19 protein-coding genes and 1 pseudogene are annotated in these 20,133 nt (G+C 72.8%); 10 read left to right on the forward strand and 10 right to left on the reverse strand.

What is annotated here, in order from left to right; genetic code table 11:
* The first annotated feature begins 265 nt into the window (after positions 1 to 265).
* From AC069X_RS32650 to AC069X_RS32665, 4 genes are all read left to right on the forward strand, one after another.
* Positions 266 to 658 (forward strand): TOBE domain-containing protein, encoded by a 393-nt coding sequence (locus tag AC069X_RS32650; RefSeq protein WP_478734346.1) that lies wholly within the window; start codon positions 266 to 268, stop codon positions 656 to 658.
* Positions 659 to 789: 131 nt separating this feature from the next.
* The gene (corA, locus tag AC069X_RS32655; protein ID WP_478734508.1) at positions 790 to 1,872 is read left to right on the forward strand and encodes a magnesium/cobalt transporter CorA; all 1,083 of its coding nucleotides are present in this window, start codon (positions 790 to 792) and stop codon (positions 1,870 to 1,872) included.
* A gap of 236 nt (positions 1,873 to 2,108) precedes the next feature.
* Positions 2,109 to 2,462, forward strand: a complete 354-nt coding sequence (locus AC069X_RS32660) for a DUF805 domain-containing protein (RefSeq protein WP_478734348.1) — start codon at positions 2,109 to 2,111, stop codon at positions 2,460 to 2,462.
* Positions 2,463 to 2,645: 183 nt separating this feature from the next.
* Entirely contained in the window at positions 2,646 to 4,865 is a 2,220-nt protein-coding gene (locus AC069X_RS32665; RefSeq protein WP_478734350.1) for an NADP-dependent isocitrate dehydrogenase, read from the forward strand.
* A gap of 77 nt (positions 4,866 to 4,942) precedes the next feature.
* Here AC069X_RS32665 and AC069X_RS32670 read toward each other — a convergent pair whose 3' ends face one another.
* Positions 4,943 to 5,416, reverse strand: a complete 474-nt coding sequence (locus AC069X_RS32670) for a hypothetical protein (RefSeq protein WP_478734352.1) — start codon at positions 5,414 to 5,416, stop codon at positions 4,943 to 4,945.
* Between the two features lie 137 nt (positions 5,417 to 5,553).
* The gene (locus AC069X_RS32675) at positions 5,554 to 6,900 is read right to left on the reverse strand and encodes a DUF2254 domain-containing protein (protein WP_478734354.1); all 1,347 of its coding nucleotides are present in this window, start codon (positions 6,898 to 6,900) and stop codon (positions 5,554 to 5,556) included.
* Between the two features lie 173 nt (positions 6,901 to 7,073).
* On the opposite strand from AC069X_RS32675, the gene AC069X_RS32680 reads away from it, so the two are divergent.
* Positions 7,074 to 8,762: a glycoside hydrolase family 71 protein gene (locus AC069X_RS32680; RefSeq protein ID WP_478734356.1), complete on the forward strand. Its 1,689-nt coding sequence runs from the start codon at positions 7,074 to 7,076 to the stop codon at positions 8,760 to 8,762.
* 239 nt (positions 8,763 to 9,001) lie between these two features.
* Entirely contained in the window at positions 9,002 to 10,159 is a 1,158-nt protein-coding gene (locus tag AC069X_RS32685; protein ID WP_478734358.1) for an aminotransferase class V-fold PLP-dependent enzyme, read from the forward strand.
* On the opposite strand, the gene cobF is transcribed toward AC069X_RS32685, so the two are convergent.
* A complete protein-coding gene (cobF, locus tag AC069X_RS32690) occupies positions 10,146 to 10,898 on the reverse strand; it encodes a precorrin-6A synthase (deacetylating) (protein ID WP_478734360.1) in 753 nt (250 codons plus the stop codon). The genes AC069X_RS32685 and cobF overlap by 14 nt on opposite strands.
* Positions 10,899 to 10,916: 18 nt before the next feature.
* Between cobF and AC069X_RS32695 the strand changes: the two genes are divergently transcribed.
* Both AC069X_RS32695 and AC069X_RS32700 read left to right on the forward strand, forming a co-directional pair.
* The gene (locus tag AC069X_RS32695; RefSeq protein WP_478734362.1) at positions 10,917 to 11,672 is read left to right on the forward strand and encodes a (Fe-S)-binding protein; all 756 of its coding nucleotides are present in this window, start codon (positions 10,917 to 10,919) and stop codon (positions 11,670 to 11,672) included.
* Positions 11,669 to 12,802, forward strand: a pseudogene (locus AC069X_RS32700) (lactate utilization protein B); the annotation flags it as partial. The gene AC069X_RS32695 and the pseudogene AC069X_RS32700, both read left to right, overlap by 4 nt.
* Before the next feature lie 224 nt (positions 12,803 to 13,026).
* On the opposite strand, the gene AC069X_RS32705 reads toward AC069X_RS32700, so the two are convergent.
* The 3 genes from AC069X_RS32705 to AC069X_RS32715 form a co-directional block, all read right to left on the reverse strand.
* Entirely contained in the window at positions 13,027 to 13,533 is a 507-nt protein-coding gene (locus AC069X_RS32705; protein ID WP_478734363.1) for a hypothetical protein, read from the reverse strand.
* Between the two features lie 95 nt (positions 13,534 to 13,628).
* On the reverse strand, positions 13,629 to 13,943 hold the full coding sequence (locus AC069X_RS32710; RefSeq protein ID WP_478734365.1) for a replication initiation protein, RepL2: 315 nt from the start codon (positions 13,941 to 13,943) through the stop codon (positions 13,629 to 13,631).
* The gene (locus tag AC069X_RS32715; RefSeq protein ID WP_478734367.1) at positions 13,940 to 14,407 is read right to left on the reverse strand and encodes a helix-turn-helix domain-containing protein; all 468 of its coding nucleotides are present in this window, start codon (positions 14,405 to 14,407) and stop codon (positions 13,940 to 13,942) included. Before AC069X_RS32715 ends, AC069X_RS32710 begins: the two co-directional genes overlap by 4 nt.
* A gap of 945 nt (positions 14,408 to 15,352) precedes the next feature.
* Here AC069X_RS32715 and AC069X_RS32720 point away from each other — a divergent pair.
* Together AC069X_RS32720 and AC069X_RS32725 are read left to right on the forward strand one after the other, a co-directional pair.
* Positions 15,353 to 16,342 carry a phosphotransferase gene (locus tag AC069X_RS32720; protein ID WP_478734369.1) on the forward strand — a complete coding sequence of 330 codons (990 nt, stop codon included), beginning with the start codon at positions 15,353 to 15,355 and terminating at the stop codon, positions 16,340 to 16,342.
* 115 nt (positions 16,343 to 16,457) lie between these two features.
* On the forward strand, positions 16,458 to 17,480 hold the full coding sequence (locus AC069X_RS32725) for a phosphotransferase (protein WP_478734510.1): 1,023 nt from the start codon (positions 16,458 to 16,460) through the stop codon (positions 17,478 to 17,480).
* Positions 17,481 to 17,540: 60 nt separating this feature from the next.
* Here the strand turns inward: AC069X_RS32725 and AC069X_RS32730 are convergent, their stop codons facing one another.
* The 4 genes from AC069X_RS32730 to AC069X_RS32745 form a co-directional block, all read right to left on the reverse strand.
* Entirely contained in the window at positions 17,541 to 17,972 is a 432-nt protein-coding gene (locus tag AC069X_RS32730) for an NUDIX hydrolase (protein WP_478734370.1), read from the reverse strand.
* An 11-nt stretch (positions 17,973 to 17,983) separates the two neighbouring features.
* On the reverse strand, positions 17,984 to 18,649 hold the full coding sequence (locus AC069X_RS32735; RefSeq protein WP_478734372.1) for a class I SAM-dependent methyltransferase: 666 nt from the start codon (positions 18,647 to 18,649) through the stop codon (positions 17,984 to 17,986).
* Between the two features lie 110 nt (positions 18,650 to 18,759).
* On the reverse strand, positions 18,760 to 19,935 hold the full coding sequence (locus tag AC069X_RS32740) for a methyltransferase domain-containing protein (RefSeq protein WP_478734374.1): 1,176 nt from the start codon (positions 19,933 to 19,935) through the stop codon (positions 18,760 to 18,762).
* Positions 19,932 to 20,096, reverse strand: a complete 165-nt coding sequence (locus AC069X_RS32745; protein ID WP_478734376.1) for a hypothetical protein — start codon at positions 20,094 to 20,096, stop codon at positions 19,932 to 19,934. Before AC069X_RS32745 ends, AC069X_RS32740 begins: the two co-directional genes overlap by 4 nt.
* Positions 20,097 to 20,133: the final 37 nt, after the last annotated feature.

A 20,133-nucleotide genomic window follows, 5' to 3' on the forward strand; every position in this document is an offset into this window, starting at 1 on the left:
GCAGCCATCTGGCACAACCGAGCCGACGGACGCCCGGTCACCAGGTCACTGATCGCCTACGACCACTGACCAGCACTTCGGACTTACTCGTCTAGTGCTGTGACCGGAAAGGCTCACCGGGCCGCGGCGCCCGGCACGGCACCTCGCGGCGTTGTCGGACCACGCAGGTACGTCCAGTACGAGCCGTGGCCCTCCGCCTTGCGATGCACCGCACCGGACACCGCGACCCGGCAAACCTTCCCGGTCACAGCACTAGGCTTCGGGCATGGAGTCGTACACCATCGGTCAGGCGGCCCGGCTGCTCGGCGTGAGCGTGGACACGGCGCGGCGCTGGGCCGACGCCGACCGCTTCCCCACCCGCCGTGAAGGCACGCGCCGCATGGTGGACGGGCCGGACCTGGCGGCGTTCTGCGTCGAGGCCGCGCAGGAGGGCGCCGAGGGCGAGGAGGCCCCGTACACCTCGGCGCGCAACGCCTTCCCGGGCATCGTCACCGGCGTGAAGCTCGGCACCGTCGACGCCCAGGTCGAGATCCAGGCCGGCCCGCACCGCATCGTGTCCCTGCTCACCCGCGAGGCGGTGGAGGAGCTGGGCCTGGAGGTCGGCGCGCGGGCCACCGCCCGGGTGAAGTCGACCAGCGTCTTCGTCGACCGGGGCTGACCCCGGCCGGCACCGGGTGCCGCGCGGGTGTCGGGCGGGTGCCGGCCGGGCAGGGGCGCCTGTGGCGGAGCCGCCGGCGGGGCGGTGGCAGACTGGCCGCTGATCCGCCGAAGGGGAGTACGCCCGTGTCCATGTTCAGCAACCTGCGCCGCGCCGTGCGCCGCGGCTACCGGCGGGCCGTCGACCTCAGCCACCCCGCCCGCTCCCCGCTCGGCAGCGCCGTCGTCAACTGCGTGGTCTACCAGGAGGGCGTCCGCCAGGACGGCTGCGCGGAGGTGGAGGAGGCCCTGCACCGGGTCCGCAAGGCGGGCGCCGGCTTCGTCTGGATCGGCCTGCACGAGCCCTCGCAGCAGGAGCTCGCCGGACTCGCGGAGCTCTTCGGCCTGCACCCGCTGGCCGTCGAGGACGCCGTCAACGCGCACCAGCGGCCGAAGGTGGAGCGGTACGACGACACCCTCTTCGCCGTCTTCAAGACCGTCCGCTACGTCGAGCACGAGGAGCTGACCGCGACCAGCGAGGTGGTGGAGACCGGTGAGCTGATGGCCTTCATCGGCGAGGACTTCGTCATCACCATCCGGCACGGCGGACGCGGCACCCTCGGCCCCGTCCGCGAGGCCCTGGAGGCCGAACCGGAGCAGCTGGCCAAGGGGCCGGCGGCCGTGCTGCACGCGATGGCGGACCACGTGGTCGACGACTACGTGGCCGTCACGGACGCGGTGCAGAGCGACATGGACGCGGTGGAGACGGCCGTGTTCAGCGAGCACGGCGGCCGGGGCGACGCGGGCCGGATCTACCAGCTCAAGCGGGAACTCCTCGAACTGCGCCGGGCGGTGGCGCCGCTCAGCCGCCCGCTCCAGCACCTCGCCACGCAGCCGATACCGGTGATCCCGGCCGAGGTCCGCGCCTACTTCCGCGACGTCTCCGACCACCTGACGCGGGCGACCGAGCAGATCGGGGCGTACGACGGGCTCCTCGACTCCATCCTCCAGGCGCACCTCGCGCAGGTGACGGTCGCGCAGAACGAGGACATGCGCAAGATCACGGCATGGGCGGCGATAGTGGCCGTGCCGACGATGGTGTGCGGGGTGTACGGCATGAACTTCGACCACATGCCGGAGCTGCACTGGACGTACGGCTACCCGCTGGTGCTTTCCGTGATGGTGGCCGCCTGTCTCGCCATCCATCGGGGCTTCAAGCGGAACGGCTGGATCTGACACCGCTCGGAGGGAAGGTCCAGGGGGACTCCCACCGCGTCGGCCGGGACTCCCGGGACCCCTCCCGCCCCCGTCGGCGCACCCGTCGCAGGAGGGCTCAACTCCCTTTGAAACCAAGGGTGATGGCCCAAACCAGGCGCTCTGTAGTGGCTTGAGGGCGACGGGTGGAGGGCATAAGTCGGGCCCGGCCCCCTTTCAGGCCGAGGGGCCGTCGATGCCGTCCTTAGGGGGGACTCGTGCACTACTACGTCGACGTCATCAAGCGCTACGCGGACTTCTCCGGCCGCGCGCGCCGCCAGGAATACTGGATGTTCGTCCTGTGCAGCATCCCGATCATGGTCGTGCTCATCGCACTCGACTTCGCGCTCGGGAGCTACCCGGTCATCTTCTACATCTACAACATCGCCGTCTTCCTCCCCACCCTCGGGCTGAGCGTCCGCCGTCTGCACGACACCGGCAGGTCCGGCTGGTGGTACCTGATCAGCCTCATCCCCTTCGTCGGGTGGATCGCAATGATCGTCCTGATGGCCATCGAGGGCGACGCAGGCCCGAACGAGTACGGCCCGAGCCCCAAGCAGCTCACCGCCTGAAAGGCGGGTCACCGCGGCGCCGCCGCCGGCCTCACGGGCCGGTGGGGGCGCCTTTCGCCGCGCAGTGACGTGCGTCTCGCCGGTCTTCCGGCAGGGGGCTGTCCAGACATGCCCGATCACGAGATATCTTGATGTCGAGCAATGTTGCAGACGAGAGACGCAGACTGTGGAGCGGAGCATCCGGTGACTGACTCGACCATCATCTACACGCACACTGACGAGGCCCCGGCCCTCGCGACGTATTCCTTCCTGCCTGTGATCCAGGCCTACGCGTCGACGGCCGGTGTGAATGTCGAGACCCGTGACATCTCCCTGGCCGGTCGGATCATCGCCGTCTTCCCCGAGTACCTCGAGGAGAGCCAGCGGATCGCCGACGCCCTCGCCGAGCTCGGCGAGCTGGCGAAGACCCCCGAAGCCAACATCATCAAGCTGCCCAACATCTCGGCTTCGATCCCGCAGCTGAAGGCCGCGATCGCCGAGCTCCAGGGCCAGGGCTACGCCCTCCCGGACTACCCGGACGACCCGAAGTCGGACGAGGAGCGCGAGATCCGCGCCCGCTACGACAAGGTCAAGGGCAGCGCCGTCAACCCGGTCCTGCGCGAGGGCAACTCCGACCGCCGCGCCCCCGGCTCGGTGAAGAACTACGCCAAGGCCCACCCGCACCGCATGGGCGCCTGGACCTCCGAGTCGAAGACGAACGTCGCCACCATGGGCGAGAACGACTTCCGCTCCACCGAGAAGTCCACGGTGATCGCCGAGGCCGGCACGCTGCGCATCGAGCACGTCGCCGCCGACGGCACCACCACCGTGCTGCGCGAGTCCGTACCGGTCCTGGCCGGTGAGGTCGTGGACGCGTCCGTCATGCACGTCGACGCCCTGCGCACCTTCCTGAACGACCAGATCGAGCGTGCCAAGGCCGAGAACGTCCTGTTCTCCGTGCACCTCAAGGCCACGATGATGAAGGTCTCCGACCCGATCATCTTCGGCCACGTGGTCCGCGCCTTCTTCCCGAAGACCTTCGCCCGCTACGGCGAGACCCTCGCCGCCGCCGGCCTGTCCCCGAACGACGGCCTCGGCACCATCCTCAACGGCCTGGGCGCCCTCGCCGACGGCGACGCGATCAAGGCCTCGATCGACGCCGAGATCGCCGAGGGCCCGGCCCTCGCGATGGTCGACTCCGACAAGGGCATCACCAACCTGCACGTCCCGTCCGACGTCATCGTCGACGCCTCCATGCCGGCCATGATCCGCACCTCCGGCCACATGTGGGGCCCGGACGGCGCCGAGGCCGACACCCTCGCCGTCCTCCCGGACAGCAGCTACGCCGGCGTCTACCAGGCCGTCGTCGAGGACTGCCGCGCCCACGGCGCGTTCGACCCGGCCACCATGGGCTCGGTGCCGAACGTCGGTCTGATGGCGCAGAAGGCCGAGGAGTACGGCAGCCACGACAAGACCTTCGAGATCGCCGCCGCGGGCACCGTCCGCGTCGTCGACGCCGCGGGCAACGCGCTCATCGAGCAGGAGGTCGCCGCCGGCGACATCTTCCGCGCCTGCCAGACCAAGGACCTGCCGATCCAGGACTGGGTCAAGCTCGCCGTCACCCGCGCCCGCGCCACCGGCGCCCCGGCCGTCTTCTGGCTCGACGAGACCCGCGCCCACGACGCGCAGCTCATCGCCAAGGTCAAGACGTACCTCGCGGACCACGACACCGAGGGCCTGACCATCGAGATCCTCTCCCCGGTCGAGGCGACCAAGTTCTCCCTGGAGCGCATCCGCCGCGGCGAGGACACCATCTCGGTCACCGGCAACGTGCTGCGCGACTACCTGACCGACCTCTTCCCGATCCTGGAGCTGGGCACCAGCGCCAAGATGCTATCGGTCGTCCCGCTGATGGCGGGCGGCGGCCTCTTCGAGACGGGCGCCGGCGGCTCCGCCCCGAAGCACGTCCAGCAGCTGGTCAAGGAGAACTACCTGCGCTGGGACAGCCTGGGTGAGTTCTTCGCCCTGGCCGCGAGCTTCGAGCACCTCGCCACCACCACGGGCAACGCCCGCGCCCAGGTCCTGGCCGACACCCTGGACCGCGCCACCGGCACCTTCCTCAACGAGGACAAGTCGCCGACCCGTCGCCTCGGCGGCATCGACAACCGCGGCAGCCACTTCTACCTCGCCCTGTACTGGGCGCAGGAGCTGGCCGGCCAGAGCGACGACACGCAGCTGGCGGCGGCCTTCGAGCCGCTCGCCAAGACGCTGGCCGAGCAGGAGCAGGCCATCGTCGGCGAGCTGAACGCCGTTCAGGGCTCCCCGGCCGAGATCGGCGGCTACTACCAGCCCGACCCGGCCAAGGCGGCCGAGGTGATGCGTCCCTCCGCGACGCTGAACCAGGCGCTCGCCCTCCTGGGCTGACGCCCGTAGCTACAGCCCGTACGCTCCGCCCCGGCAGGCCCCGCGCCCGCCGGGGCGGAGCCGCGTCCGGAGACCTCCTAGAGCCGGTGCACCCGGCCCTGGCCCACGGCCAGGGGGTGCCGTCCGGCCGCCAGGATGCGCAGGCCGGGTGCGGCGGTGAGCAGTTCGCCCAGCCAGGTCAGCGCCTCGGGGCCGAGCCGGTCGCTGCCGTCCAGGACCAGCAGCATGTCCCGTTCCGCCAGCCAGGAGGCGGCGTTGGCCGTCCCGTACGGCAGGAAGGGCATGCCCGGTACGCAGCCCAGCGCGGCCACGAGGCCGCGTACGCCGCCGTCGGGGCTGACGGTGACCACGGCGGCCCCGTCGCAGAAGTTGGACGAGAGCCGCCGGGCGATCTCCCGCACCAGCAGGCTCCGTGCTTCGTGGAAGTGCCCCGTGACCGTCAGTACCCGGCCCCGCCGGACGGCGGTGAGCAGCCTCGAGAGTTCGGTGGACGTGGTCGGCAGTGTTCCGGTCGCTCCGCCCGATGGTGTCGGCCGGGAGTCCCCCATCATCACGATGCCCCCCGTTGCATGCGTGACCCAGTGCGGCACGAGGGTTGTTTCGAGCCGCGTGTCGATGATTATGCGTCAATTCGGCAGCATGACCAGGGGAATGTCGTATTCCGGCGCATGGCCCGGAGGCGCCCAGGTCAGCCGATGCCCTGCCGGTCCGGCTGGAGGGCGAAGGCCGCGCGCTGCGGGGTCGGCGCGGTCGCCCGTACGGCCTCCTCCAGCAGGTCCCGGTGGCGCCGGACCGGCTCGCGCCGATCCGGCGGGGCGATCCGCTCCAGGTCGTCCAGGCAGGCCGCGATCCGGCGGGTGATCTGCACCGAGCCGATCCCGTAGTCCCGGATCTCGGTGAGGGCCAGGTCCAGCAGCTCCGGCCAGCTCGGGAGGGTCTCCACCAGCCGTACGGCGCCCCGCGCGTCCCGGTGGTACGCCCGCCCGAGCGGCTGGGCGGCGAAGGCGGTCAGCAGCACCTGGATCCGGTCGAGCGACTGGACCGCCGTCGTCGGGTCGTTGACCGCCGGGGACAGCGCCCGCGCCGCGATGTCGGCGAGCTGGCGGATCCCGAAGGCCAGGTCCTGCTCCGTGGTCCGCTCCACGCCGAGGTCCAGGGTCGCCTGGAGGTCGGCGTCGGCGGGGGCCGGGCCGCCCGAGACGCGCAGCAGCGGGGTGTGCGGTACGAGGTAGTCCCCGATCCGGGGGATGAGGTGCAGCACGAGCCCGTCCCGCGCGGCCAGCGCCACCAGCCGCCGTACGTCGACGGCCTGGAGCACGCCCGGCCGCCAGGTGTGCCGGACCACCGTCCCGCCCGGGTCCGGCTGCGGGTCGTGATCGGGACCGGGGTCGCGGGCTCCGGGGTCGGCGGGGCCCGCGCTCTCGCGGACGAGCCGCAGGCTCTCCTCCGCCACCCGCTCCATGACGTACGTGACCCTCATCAGCCGGATGGTGGAGTGCACGTAGACGACGAACAGGCCGAGGCTGAGCACCAGGAACCCGATGGCGAGCGAGGCGCCCAGGTAGGGCACGGCCGCGTCGCCGTCGTCCGGGGCCGAGGAGTACTCCTTCTGCACCCTCAGGGTGTAGAGGAACGTGCAGAGGAACACCGCCAGGGTCAGCTTCGTGACCAGCGATTCCACGTAGAGGCGCAGCACCCGCGGCGAGAACTGGCCCGCCGCCATCTGGAGTGCCACCAGGGTGATCGAGAAGACCACGCCGATGAAGGTCAGCATCGCCGAGCTGACCGCCGCCACCGCGGTCTTGGCCGCCGCTCCGAAGTCCTCGGCCGTCCGCAGGAACCACAGCCGGGAGAGGTCGATGTCGACCAGCCGCGTGTCCAGTTCGTGGATGAAGGAGTCGGCCACGACCACGCCCGTCGCCAGGTACCAGCCGACGACCAGCCCGGTGAACGGCAGGAAGAGGAAGGAGTTGCGCATGCGTTTGCGCAGCCTCGGGAACATCCCCCGGCTCCGCCGCACCACGGTCATCGGCATGCACGCCAAACTAGCCCCGGCGAAGCGGCGGACGCGGTTCCTGCCGCCCCCGGGGCGTACGTGCCGTGCCGCGCCCCCCTCCCCGCCGCCGGTGAACGCTTGTCCGCGAGGCGGTCATCGGCTCTACTGCTGAACGGCCCCGGTCCCGGGGCGTGTTCCCGGGAGGGGTCGAGATGACAGCGCACCGCAGGCACGGGACCCCGTCGCACCGGCGCCGTTCCCGCTCACCCGGGCGCCGGCTCGTCCTCCTGGCCACCGCCTGCCTCCTGGCCGGCCTCTGCGCCGCGGCCGGCATCGCCTGGAACCCCTTCACGGCCGCCGCCGGCCAGGACACCGCAGGCCCCGCCGCCGCGCCCGCGCCCACCGGACCCGCCGCCGCCCCCGGCACCCCCTCGGCCACCGGCCCCGACGGCGCCGCCGGGAGCCCGCCGGCGCGCTCCCCGGCCTCCCCGCCGGCCCCGGGCCCGGCCGGCACCGCGGGCGGCGCCGCGCACCCCGCCGGAGCCCTGCCCTTCGACCTGCCCGCACCGGCCGCCCTGCGCTCCGGCGAAGCGGGCCGCAAGCTCGTGTTCGCCCACTACTTCACCCCGTACCCGCTCTCCCTGGACAACGCGGGCGCCGAAGCCGACTACTACACCCGGCACTACCTCGACCCGCGCGGCGAGAACGGCAAGCACCAGCGCTACGGCGGACTCCTGCGCGACCGCCCGCTGCCCGTCGCGCCCAAGGGCGGCGACTGGGAGTACGCCAACCTCCAGCAGGAGGTGCGCACCGCCCGGGACGCCGGCGTCGACGGCTTCTCCCTCGATCTGCTCTCCCTCTCCGGCAAGAACCGGGAGCGCGCCGAGCTGCTGATGAAGGCCGCCCACGCCGTCGACCCCGCCTTCAGGATCATGCTGATGCCGGACATGACCTCCCTCGGCACGGACGACCCCGCCGTGATCGCCGGCCTGATCGCCGCCCTCGGCGGGAACCCGGCCGCGCACCGGCTCCCCGACGGGCGGCTCGTCGTCTCGCCGTTCAAGGCCGAGCAGCAGAGCGCCGGCTGGTGGCGGCGGGTGCTGGACCTGCTGGAGTCCCGGCACGGCGTCCGCACGGCCTTCGTCCCCCTCTTCCTCGACTTCGGCGCCCACCACGAGGCCTTCGCCCCCATCAGCCACGGCTTCTCCGAGTGGGGCAGCCGCAGTTACGCCGGCCAGGAGGGCGCCGCCGACGACGTGCGCCGCGCCCACGCCGCGGGGAAGATCTGGATGCAGCCCGTGTCCGTCCAGGACGCCCGCCCGAACCAGGGGATCTACGACGAGGCCGGCAACACCGCCACCCTGCGCTCCACCTGGACCCACGCCATCGAGGACGGCGCCGACTGGGTACAGCTCACCACCTGGAACGACTACTCCGAGGGCAGCCAGTTCGCCCCGTCCCAGCACAACGGGTACGCCTACCTGGACCTCACCTCGTTCTACCTGACCCGCTTCAAGACGGGGGACTGGCCGCCGATCGTCCGGGACACCCTCTACCTCACCTCCCGCACCCAGTTCGCGGCCACCGGGCCGACCGGCGGCCAGTCGCTGACGATGTCCCTGCGCAAGGGCAGCGCCGCCGCCCGGGACACGGTGGAGGTGCTCAGCTTCCTGACGGCCCCCGCCACCGTCCGCACCGCCGTCGGCACGGCGGACGGCGAGCACCGGGCCCCCGCAGGAGTCCACGCCGAACTGCTGCCGCTGCGGCCCGGCACCAGCTCGGCGGAGGTGGCGCGCGACGGAGCGCCCGCCGCGCGCGTGGAGCTGCCGTACCCGGTCGACCACCGGGTGCCGGTGCAGGACCTCCAGTACTACGCGGCGACCAGCGGCCGTCCGGGGTAACGGCACGCCCCGGGGGAGTGGTACGCGCGGCGAGGCCGCCCGCCCGGCCGGAGCGGTACCGGGCGGCCGGGCGGAAGCCACGCCCCGGGCGGCGGCCACGCCCGGGGCGGCGGCCACGCCCCGGACGGTACGCAGGCCAATCCGGCCCAGGCGGCCCTTCCGCCCCGGCCGGCGAGACCGCATGCTCCGGGTGCGGGCCCACGAGGCCCGCCCCGACACGACCCCACCCGGAGGTACCCGTGCCCGCGCCGTCCGCCCCCTCAGCCCCGCCCGCCTTCCCCGGCGGCCCCGGCCTCTTCCGGCTGGACCCCGCCGTCGCCCACCTCAACCACGGCTCCTACGGCGCGGTCCCGCTGCCCGTCCAGGAGGCGCAGGAAGCCCTGCGCACGGAGGCCCACGCCGACCCCGACGCCTTCTTCCGGGGCGTGCCCGAGCGACTGGCCGCGGCCCGCGCCAGGATCGCCGCCCGGCTGGGCACCGACCCGGACGGCCTCTGCTTCATCGCCAACGCCACCGAGGGCGCCAACCTCGCCTTCGCGGCCATCCCGCTCGCCGGGGACGACGAGGTGCTCGTCACCGACCACGGCTACGGCACCGTCACCGCGGCCGCCGCCCGCCGCGCCCGGGTGACCACCGTGGCCCTGGACCCCCGCCTGCCCGACGAGGACGCCGTACGCGAGACCGTGCTGGCCGCGCTCACGCCCCGCACCCGGGTGGCCCTGCTCGACCACGTCAGCTCGCCCACCGCCCGGCTCGTCGCCACGCCCCGGCTCCTCGCCGAGCTCTCCGCCCGCGGGATCACCACCGTCGTCGACGGCGCCCACACCCCCGGAATGCTGGCCGAACCGGTCGCGGCCGGCGCCGACTTCTGGTTCGGGAACCTCCACAAATGGGGCTACGCGCCCTCCGGCACCGCCCTGCTCGCCGTGGCCCCCGCCCACCGGGCCCGGGTCCGCTCCTTCTCCCCGTCCTGGCAGGACCACCTCGGCTACCCGCGCTCCGTCGAGTTCCGCGCCACCGCCGACTACACCGGCTGGCTGGCCGCCCCCGAGGGCCTCGACCTCATCGAGCGGCTCGGCGCCGACGGGCTCCGCGCCCACAACAGCGCCCTCGCCGCCTACGGAGCGGAACTGCTCGCCCGGATCCCGGGCCTGACCCCGCTCCCGCACACGCCCGGCCTGGCCATGCGCTCCCTGCTCCTGCCGCCCGGCACCGCCGAGACCCAGGACGCCGCAGCCGCCCTGCGCGAGGAACTCGCCGCGAAACACCGCGTCCGCACCCTGATCTGGGCCCGGCCGGGCGGCGGCGGCATCCGGGTCTGCGGGCAGGTCTACAACCGCGCCGAGGAGTACGAGCGCCTCGCCGCCGTCCTGCCCGGCTTCCTCAGGGGCGCCTGAGCAGGTAGGTGTCCATGATCCAGCCCTTGCGGGCCCGGGCCTCGGTCCGCAGCTCCTCGATGCGGCCGGACACCTCCGCCAGCTTCCCCTGGACCAGGATCTCGTCCGCGGTGCCCACGTAGGCGCCCCAGTAGATGTAGAGGTCCTGGTCGAGGTGGGCGGTGAAGGCGTGCCGCGCGTCCAGCATCACCACCACGTCGTCCACGTCCTGCGGCCAGCCCTCCGCGAGCCGGCGGCCGGTGGTGATCTGGACCGGCCGGCCGACCCGGTTCAGGTTGGTCCGGTGCCTGGCCAGCAGCGCCGACACGCTGCTGATGCCCGGCACCACCTCGTGCTCGAACGCCACCCGGCCGTGCTCCAGCACCTCCTCCAGGATCGCGAGGGTGGAGTCGTACAGGGACGGGTCGCCCCACACCAGGAACGCGCCCGTCTCGCCCTCCGCCAGGTCCTCCGCGATGAACCGCTCGAAGATCCCGGCCCGCGCGCTGCGCCAGCCGTCCACCGTCGGGGTGTAATCCGCAGGGGTGCGGTCCCGGTCCGGGTCGCGGCCCTCCACCAGCCGGTGGCCCGGACGGGCGTACGCGTCGAGCATCGCCCGCCGCAGACCGGTCAGGTCCGACTTCTCCTCCCCCTTCTCCAGGATGAGGAATGCGTCCGCCGCGCCGATCGCCCTGACCGCCTGGAGGGTCAGGTGCTCCGGGTCGCCCGCGCCTATGCCGATGACTGAGAACTTCTTCACCGGGCTATTGTGCCCACCATGCGCGTCGCCCTGTTCGTCACCTGCGTCAACGACGCGCTGTACCCCCGCACCGGCATCGCCGTCGTACGGCTCCTGGAGCGGCTCGGCGTCGAGGTGGACTTCCCCGCCGCCCAGAGCTGCTGCGGCCAGCCCCAGTACAACACCGGCTACCGCCACGAGGCCGAACCCCTCCTGCGCCGCACCGCCGGGGCCTTCGCCGGGTACGACCACGTCGTCACCCCCTCCGGCTCCTGCGCCGCGATGATCCGCGAGCACTACCCGCGCATCGGCCGCCGGGCCGCCGAGGAAGGGCGGGGGAGCGCACTGGCGGAACTCGCGGAGGACCTCGTACCGCGCGTCCACGAGCTCACCGAGTTCCTCGTGGACGTCCTCGGCGTCACCGACGTCGGCGCGTACTTCCCGCACACCGTCACCTACCACCCCTCCTGCCACGGCCTGCGCTCCCTCGCCCTCGGCGAGCGGCCCCGCCGCCTGCTCGCCGCCGTCAAGGGCCTCGAACTGGTCGAGCTCCCCGGCGCCGAGGAGTGCTGCGGCTTCGGCGGCACCTTCGCCGTCAAGAACCCCGACGTGTCCACCGCCATGGGCACCGACAAGACCGCCGCCGCCCGCGCCACCGGAGCCGACGTGCTGTGCGGAGCCGACAACTCCTGCCTCGCCCACCTCGGCGGCATCCTCCACCGCGCCGGGGACCCGATGCGCACCCTGCACCTCGCCGAGATCCTGGCCGCCACGGAGGAGGACCCCCTGCCATGACCGGTACGCACCTCGGCATGCCCGCCTTCCCGCCGTTCCCCGACGCCGCCCGCGAGGCCGTACGGGACGGCGTACTGCGCGCCAACCTCCGGCACGCCACCCACACCATCCGCGACAAACGGGCCCGGGCCGTCTCCGAACTCGCCGACTGGGAGCGGCTGCGCGCCGCCGGCAAGGCCGTCAAGGACCACACCCTGCGCCACCTCGACCGCTACCTCCTCCAGCTGGAGGCCTCCGTCACCGCCGCCGGCGGCACCGTGCACTGGGCCGCCGACGCCGACGAGGCCAACCGCATCGTCACCGGCCTCGTCCGCGCCACCGGCGAGCGGGAGGTCGTCAAGGTCAAGTCCATGGCCACCCAGGAGACCGGCCTCAACGAAGCCCTCGAAGCGGCCGGGATCGCCGCATACGAGACCGACCTCGCCGAACTCATCGTCCAGCTCGGCCACGACCGGCCCTCCCACATCCTGGTCCCCGCCATCCACCGCAACCGGACCGAGATCCGCGACGTCTTCCGCTCCGAGATGGCCGGCTGGGGCCGCCCCGCCCCCGAAGACCTCGGCGACGACCCCCGCGAACTCGCCGAAGCCGCCCGCCTCCACCTGCGCGAGAAGTTCCTGCGCGCCAAAGTCGCCGTCTCCGGCGCCAACTTCATGGTCGCCGAGACCGGCACCATGGTCGTCCTCGAATCCGAGGGCAACGGCCGCATGTGCCTGACCCTGCCCGACACCCTCATCTCGGTGGTCGGCATCGAGAAGGTCGTCCCCACCTTCCGCGACCTGGAGGTCTTCCTCCAGACGCTGCCGCGCTCCTCCACCGCCGAACGGATGAACCCGTACACCACCATGTGGACCGGCACCACGGACGGCGACGGCCCCTCCGCCTTCCACCTCGTCCTCCTCGACAACGGCCGCACCGACACCCTCGCCGACGCCACCGGCCGCCAGGCCCTGCGCTGCATCCGCTGCTCCGCCTGCCTGAACGTCTGCCCCGTCTACGAACGCGCCGGCGGCCACGCCTACGGCTCCGTCTACCCGGGCCCCATCGGCGCCGTCCTCAGCCCCCAGCTGCGCGGCACCGGCAGCGCCATCGACGCCACCCTGCCCTACGCCTCCACCCTGTGCGGGGCGTTCTGAATCCGCGCACTCGCCGTGTCCCACACAGGTCGTGTCTCTTTGAGCCGGTGACTCCCGAAGCCGCCGTGTCTCGCAAAACGACTGGAGCGTGTCTCCTTGGCCCACCCGGACCATAACCCGCCCCGCCCACCGGCCGCCACGACTCCGCCGATCTCCACCCCAACGACGAAGGCCCCGACCCGATCCCCGGGCCGGGGCCTTCGCGTCGTGTCGGACGGCTACACCCGCGCGAGGACCGCCCCGTGCTCCTTCCACGTCGCGTGGGCCTGATCGACCCACAGCGTCGCGACGTACCAGGCGAGCGCCATCTCCCCCTCGGACTCCGAACGGCGGGCGGCGTCGAGGGTGTTCTGCGCGTTGCGGAGCTGGCGGGTCATCTGCTGCCACCCGGACGACAGCGAGGACATCGACGCCTGCCGCTGGCACGCGTCGGCCAGCGCCATGATGGCGTACTCGGCGGCGGTGTTGTCCGTGACGGTGTCCGGGTCCACCCGGCTCATGTCCGGCTCGATCGCGTGGCGGCCCCACTCGTTGATCCGGTGCAGGAGCCGGGCGAAGACGACCTCTCGCTCGGGGACGCCTCCGAACTGCTCGGGGGACGGCGGCGGGGCGTCGTAGGGGCGGCGGGGCCCGGTCAGCTCCAGCTCCTCCACGAGCCTGATGATGTAGTGGCACAGGTCATCGACCTTGTGGTGGGGGCACGGGGCGACGGTCATGGTGCTCATCACGGCCGACCGTACCGGCGCCCGCCCGGCAGGGTGGGGAGGCGTGCCGCCGGACAGGTGACGGGAAGCACCTGCGCCGGCCGCGGTGCTCTACCTCACCTCGCCGGTCGGAGTTCGTGCACGGTGGCCCGGTGGCCGCCCGCCTTCTCGGTGAGCCGGTAGAAGCGGACGTTCCCGACGCGGGTGGTCTGCTCCAGCCAGCCCAGCTCGATCAGCTCCCGGCGGACGCGGGAGAGGAGCTGGGGGAGCATCCCGAGGCGGGCGGCGAGGTCCCCGCCGGTGGCGCGTACGGACCCGTCGTCCTTCTGCTCCAGGGACGCGTACAGCAGGACCAGGAGGCGCTGGTTGGGGTTGAGGTCGGCGGTGCGTTCCAGGACGTCGAGGACGTCGCGGCGGTTCTCGATGTTCATGCGGCGCCCCTTCGGGGAGGGTTGAGGGCCGGGCCGATGTCGGCGGCCCGTACGGGGTGGTTGGGGAGGTCGGGCGGGTTGCAGGTGGCGACGGCGTGGCGCTGGTCGGCGCCGGGGCCGTGGCCGCCCAGGTAGGGGGAGATGGCGTAGAACTTCGCGCGGCCCACGGCCGGGCCGCGCTCCAGCAGGATGCGGCGGGCGACGAGCCGCTTGATCATCCGGCTGACGGTCTCGCGGGTCAGGTTCAGCCGTCCGGCGATTTCGGTGACGGTCAGCTGCACCGGCTCTCCGTGGCCCGGTGAGGCCAGCAGGTACCAGGTGATGAGGCGGACTTCGGCGTCGGTGAACGCGGCGGGGTCCTCGAGGATGGCGAGCATCCGGGGCTGGGAGGCACTGGAGTGGGCGCCGCCGTAGGCGTACGGGGTGAAGGGGCGGACGTCGGCCTGCGGCCTGCTGCTCTGCACTCCTCAACACCCCCTCTGGCCTGCGAACTCAACTCATTGTTGATTCAACGTAGCCTCCGGATCACGTCACTTGCACTCCAAGGTGAACCCGCAGGTCACAGAGCACACGCACGACCCGGCGCAGCGAGGGGTGATGTGATCCTAGGATCACAACGTCGTGATCCTAGGATCACATCAGAAAACACCATCACCGCAGGTCAGCGCCCCAATGAGTAAATCGCGCTCTATAGATGAGGGAACCCGCCGCCGCCGACCGCCCCCCGCCACGAACCAACCCCCAGGCGCTCCGCGCCAGCAGCAGCCAGCAGCCCTGGGCCACCGCCGGGCCGCCGCCCGCCCGGTTCGGGGCTGGGGCTCTCAGGGGCCCTGCCCCCGAACCCCCGCCAGCGCCCCGGCCGCGCTGGACCGGCCGCAGGGCTTCCGCTCCTCCCAGCGCTGGGCGCTGGTCCGGTGCCCACCCCGGTGGGTCCTCCACACCCCTCCCACGCCCCGCCCGCCCCTGGGCCGCCGCTCGGTCGCTCAACTGGCGTGGCCGGGCCCCGGTGGGTGACTGGCGCACCTCCGCACCGCCGCCGTCGGCCTGCGGGCCGCCCTGGGCTGGCTTTCGCGGGCCGGGGCTCCGTCGAGTGGGTGAAAGGGCTGCCGCACAGGTCAACGGCCTGGCGGGGCGCCGGTAGCGTGGCCATGTATCAGGCCCGCCAGCAGGCCGCCCATACCTCAGGTGGGCAGCCGGAGCGGTACGGGTGGACGGTTCGACGGCCCCGGAAAACCTCAGGGTGCACACCCGGGGCCGTCGGCCCGCCCGGCCCCGGCGGCGCGGAACAGGGGCACCGTCCCAGACCCGGCCAGGTGCTCGACAGCACACGCCGGCCGCGGTGCTCCACGTCACCTCAACGGCGGCACGGCACCCCGAACCCCCGCCCTGCCTCCCGTACAGTCCGGCGGGTGACGGCCCTCGCCCCCGCCCCGCTCGACGCCCTCCCCGCCCTGTCGGACCTCTTCGGCATCAGCGGCACCGCGCGCACCCGCTACCTCCCCGACGGGCAGCCCGGCCCCGTCGTCCGCGTCGATGCCTACTGCGGAACCTGGGTCGTCAAACGCCTCCACGGACACCACCCCGACGACGTCCACCGGGTCCTGACCGTCCTGCCCGAACTCGCCGACTGGCTACCCGTGCGCCCGGCCCGCACTACCGCAGGAGGCCACACCGTCGCCCACGTCGCAGGCGCCGCCTACTGCCTGTACGCCTACGCCGAAGGCGAGACCCGGCCCGGCCACACCCTCACCCTCCACGAGGCCGCCGCACTCGGGACGCTGACCGCCGACGTCCACCGCCAGCTCGCCCACCGCTACGCGGGCCCCCGCCCCGACACCTGCCCGCCCCCACCCCCACCGTCGGCCGCCTCCACCCTGGCGGACCTGGACCGGCTCCGCGCGGCCGCCCTCGCGCACCCCGACGCAGAAGCCGCCGTCCGCACCCTCACGGCCGTGGACCGCCGCCGCGACCTGATCACCACCGTCGCCGCACTCCAGCCGCCCTCCACCGGCCCGGCCGGTCCCCACGGCTTCACCCACGGCGCCATCCACCCCGACCACGTCCTGTGGCACGAGGGCCTGATCAACGGCCTCATCTCCTGGAACCGGCTTGCCTGCCGCCGCTACGCCACCGAAGTCGTCGAAGCCGCCCTCGCCCACTTCACCCACGACAACACCCTCGACCTCGACCGGATCGCCGAACTCGCCGCCGCCTACCGCCGCACCACCGGCCTCGACCCCGACGTGCTCGCCGACGCCGCACACCGCGCCTGGTGGCACCTCCTCACCGACCTCACCCCCCTGGCCCCGGACACAGACGGGCCGCCCGACCACGACCAGCTGCTGACGTGGTGGACGGCCCGACGCGACGCCGTACGCGACGCCTTCACCACGGCGTGAGGAAGAGCACCTGCGCCGGCCAGGTGCTCCCGGTCACCTGCCGTGGTGGTGGGCGGCCCGAGATCGGCTGGTTTCGCCTCGCCCGTCCGGGGACGGCCATAGGGTGCGGCGCGTGATGGACGCGAACCCGCAGGACGACGCACTGACCGCCGCTCTTCCCCAGATCGCGGACGCATTCCGCCTGGGCGAGCCCCTGACCCGGGAGTTTCTTGCCGACGGACTGATGAACCGAAACTGGCAGGTCAAGACCACCACCGGCCGGTACGCCGTCAAGCAGATCCTGGACGTACCCCTGCCCAAGGTCCGGCGGAATCTGGCCGTTCTCCCCGGCCTCGCCGAAGCCGGTCTTCCCGTAGCCCCGGCCCTGACCACCGCCGACGGCGAGCAGGTCATCGAAGTCGCCGGACAGGGCTACTGCGTGCTGCCGTGGACGGAAGGCGAGCACGTACCGGGAACCGAGCTGGAGATCAGCGCGGTCCGAGACCTCGGCTCGCTCCTCGCAAGCCTTCACCAGGGCCTTCACGACCACGCCCCCGGACCGCTGCCGGACACGCCCCCCAGGGCCAAGGTCGTCCAGCCGCACACCGCACTGGACGCCGCCGACGCCCTCCTCGCGAAGGTCACCGCCGGGACCGGAAGCGACTTCGAGGAGAAGGCCGCCCGCGCCCTGCGCGACCGCAAGGACCTGCTGGCCGAGCACGCGGCCCTGCGGCCGGACAGCGAAGTCCCGGCGGGCCCGTACGGGTGGACGCACGGAGACTTCCAATACCGCAACCTGCTGCGGCGCGAAGACCACGTCGTCGCCATCCTCGACTGGGACCGGATCGGCGTCCGCCCCTACGCGGAAGAAGTCGCCCGCACCGCCCAGGTCCAGTTCGGCGTCGGCGGCCACTTTGACCTCGACCGGGTCGCCGCGTTCGTCACCGGCTACCGCACGGTCATCGACCTGCCCACGGAAGTCCTCGCCGACGGAGTCACCCGCCTGTGGTGGAAGCGCATGACCGACTTCTGGCAGCTGGAGTTCCACCTCGACCGGCCCGCCGACGGCTTCGACGCCATGTTCCTCGCCGACGAGCAGCTGCTGCACTGGTGGACCGGCCGCCTGGACGAGGTCCAGGCGGCCTACGCGACCACGTGACCAGGAGCACCTGGCCGGCGCAGGTGCCGTGGAGCACCTGGCCGGCGGGCGTGCTTCTTGTCACCTTCCGCGGGCGGCCAGCATCAAGGCCAGCGGCCCGGCGGGAAGTAGGAACTGTCCCTGTTCGGCTGCCGTGATGGCGTCGTCCAGCGGCCACCAGGACAGCTTGAAGTCGTGCTCGTCCGGCGTCAGCTGCTGCGGGCCCAGGGTTAGCTGTCGGGCTTCGTAGAGGTAGACGCGGGCGGTCGAGCCGAGCGTGATGGCGTAGGCGCCCAACGGCCGCCAGGACGCAGCGATGACCCCGGCCTCCTCCGCGAGCTCGCGGCGGGCGCACTCCTCGGGGCTCTCGTCGCCTTCCATCCGGCCACCGGGCAGGAACAGGAACTCGCGGCCGTGGCGCGGGAAGTCGGCGGCCAGGACCGCCACCCGGCCGTCACCGTCCACGGCGACGACCACGGCAGCATCCCGAGCAGGGCTTTCGTCATGTCCCACGGTCGAACTCCTTACTCAGCCGAGATGGTGGCGCGGACAAGGAGCGTGACGGCCCCGCCCGGTTCGGGAGCGGGAAGGATCTCGGCGTGGACATCGGCGAACCCGTGCCCTTCCAGCAGCGCCGTCCACTGCTCGGGGGTGTGGTGCCAGCACCGCGCCGTCAGTTCGGTGCCCAGCCACTTCCCGCTGACCTCCCGCTCCCCGTACGGGCCGGTGTTCGCGGCCCGGTGGGAGAACGCGAACACCCCGCCCGGAGCCAGGCGGGCCCGGATGCGGGGCAGCAGAGCGTCCGGGTCGGTGAACCAGACCGCCCCCCACGTTGAGTACACCGCGTCCCACTGGCGCGCGTCCTCGTCGAGGAACGCGCACGCCTCGCCGTGGACGAACTCCACGCCGGGCACGTCGTGCCAGAACCGGCGGGCGCGGGCGACCTGGACCGGCGAGAGATCCACCGCCACCACCCGCACGCCCTGGCGGGCCAGGTACGCAGCGTTCTCGCCCTCGGCGGGCCCCAGGTCCAACGCGGTGCCCGGGGCGCCCAGGAGCTCCGCCCCCGGCTTCGTGCCGGTCGTCCACGAGAACCGGTCGGCCGCCGGACGCTCCTGCGGCTCCTCGCCCCGGTGGGGCCGGTACCTGTCCCAGTACGCGGCGACGTCCAAGGGAGCGGAGCTGGTCAAGCGGACCTCCTGAAGAAACGGACAGGTGACGTGGGGCACCTGCGCCGGCGAGGTGCTGTTGAGCACCTGCCGCGGACCAGGTGCCCCACAGCCTTCTCGCCGGTCGGCGCCTACCCCAGCGGCCAGGAGTCCGACGGGTCGTCGAGCCAGGCCCGGTGGGTGCCGTCCGGGGTGACGGTGAGACCGAAGCGGTCCGGGCCGGGCTTTCCGTGGCCGAGCCACCAGCGGTGGGCTTCCTCGATCTCGTTCCACAGGCGGCGCGGCCCGTGCTGGTAGACGGTGAACTGGTCGGCGACGCCGCCGTCGTGGTCGATGGCCGCCCACGACCGGCCGTCGGTGGTGGCGACCCACAGCCGGTCGGCCACCCCCGTGACCGGCTCGTCCTGCCAGGTGTGCCACACGTCGCCCAGGCGGTGCCCGATGGCGAAAGCGGCATCCCCCTGGACCACGTCGCGGCGCGGCAGAGTCGAGACCGACTCGTCCGGCCGGTGGTCCTCGGACACGACGTCGCTGTGGATGCGCATGTCCTGACGCTGGGTCCTCATCAGCATGAACGCGCTGTGCGGGCTGTAGCGGCCCACGGCCGACCCGTCGTCTGCGACGGTCAGCCGGAGCAGTCCCCAGCAGATCCACGGGTTGTCCCAGGGCGTGAGGATCACGCCCCCGGCTCGGGTCTGGGCGATCCACTGCGGCGGGATACGGCGCACGGAGCAGGTGGCCACGGTCCGGTCGTACGGGGCGCCCGGCGCCCAGCCGTCCCGCCCGTCCCCGCACACGACGTTCGGGGTGTGCCCGAGAGCCTTGAGCCGGTCGCGGGCCCGGTCGGCGAGGTCCTGATCGACTTCGATGGTGACCAGGTTCGCGTCTCCGACGACGTGGCCGATCATCCCGGTGTCCCAGCCGGTCCCGGTGCCGATGTGCAGCACCTTCGCCCCGGGGTACAGGTCGGCGGCCTCGTTCATCCGGAACACCACCGACGGATGGGACGCCGAACTGGAGGGCCACACCTCGCCGTCGTCAGCGGTGGCGCCGTCGTTGACCTGGGTCACCACGGGCTCGAGGGCGTAGGCGGCGGCAAGCCAGCCCTCCGGGTCCTCGCCCCGGTCCAGGGGCCGGTAGCTGCCGTCCCGTTCGATCCAGATCCGGTCGGGCAGGAAGTCGTGGCGCGGGGCGGCTTCCGCCGCCTCCTGCCACTGGGGGGCCACGTCGTGGCCGAGATCGGCGGCGACAGCCCGGAGCAGGCCGCGCACGGCGGCCTGCTCCGGGGACTGCTGGGCGTCGGTCACCGCTTGTGCTTCGGGTCGGCTGCGGGCTTGGACCCGTCGGGGGACGGCTTGGAGGTGCCCGGGTCCTTCTTCCCCGAGTGCTTGCCCTCGCCGCCGTCGTTGGAGCCGCTGCCCCCGCCGGTGCCACTGCCACCGCCGCCCTTACCGGTTCCCCAAGGCATGACTTCCTCCTGCGTGATCGTCGTGCGGGTCCCGGAT

The sequence above is a fragment of the Streptomyces sp. NPDC043896 genome (genome assembly GCF_056435605.1).

Bases quoted from the DNA above. Each gene is read 5' to 3' on its own strand.
- AC069X_RS32710 (WP_478734365.1), bottom strand. From the start codon at position 13,943: ATGAACATCGAGAACCGCCGCGACGTCCTCGACGTCCTGGAACGCACC.
- corA (WP_478734508.1), top strand. From the start codon at position 790: ATGTTCAGCAACCTGCGCCGCGCCGTGCGCCGCGGCTACCGGCGGGCC.
- AC069X_RS32725 (WP_478734510.1), top strand. From the start codon at position 16,458: ATGGACGCGAACCCGCAGGACGACGCACTGACCGCCGCTCTTCCCCAG.
- AC069X_RS32695 (WP_478734362.1), top strand. From the start codon at position 10,917: ATGCGCGTCGCCCTGTTCGTCACCTGCGTCAACGACGCGCTGTACCCC.
- AC069X_RS32675 (WP_478734354.1), bottom strand. From the start codon at position 6,900: ATGCCGATGACCGTGGTGCGGCGGAGCCGGGGGATGTTCCCGAGGCTG.
- AC069X_RS32670 (WP_478734352.1), bottom strand. From the start codon at position 5,416: ATGATGGGGGACTCCCGGCCGACACCATCGGGCGGAGCGACCGGAACA.
- AC069X_RS32680 (WP_478734356.1), top strand. From the start codon at position 7,074: ATGACAGCGCACCGCAGGCACGGGACCCCGTCGCACCGGCGCCGTTCC.
- AC069X_RS32650 (WP_478734346.1), top strand. From the start codon at position 266: ATGGAGTCGTACACCATCGGTCAGGCGGCCCGGCTGCTCGGCGTGAGC.
- AC069X_RS32705 (WP_478734363.1), bottom strand. From the start codon at position 13,533: ATGAGCACCATGACCGTCGCCCCGTGCCCCCACCACAAGGTCGATGAC.
- AC069X_RS32745 (WP_478734376.1), bottom strand. From the start codon at position 20,096: ATGCCTTGGGGAACCGGTAAGGGCGGCGGTGGCAGTGGCACCGGCGGG.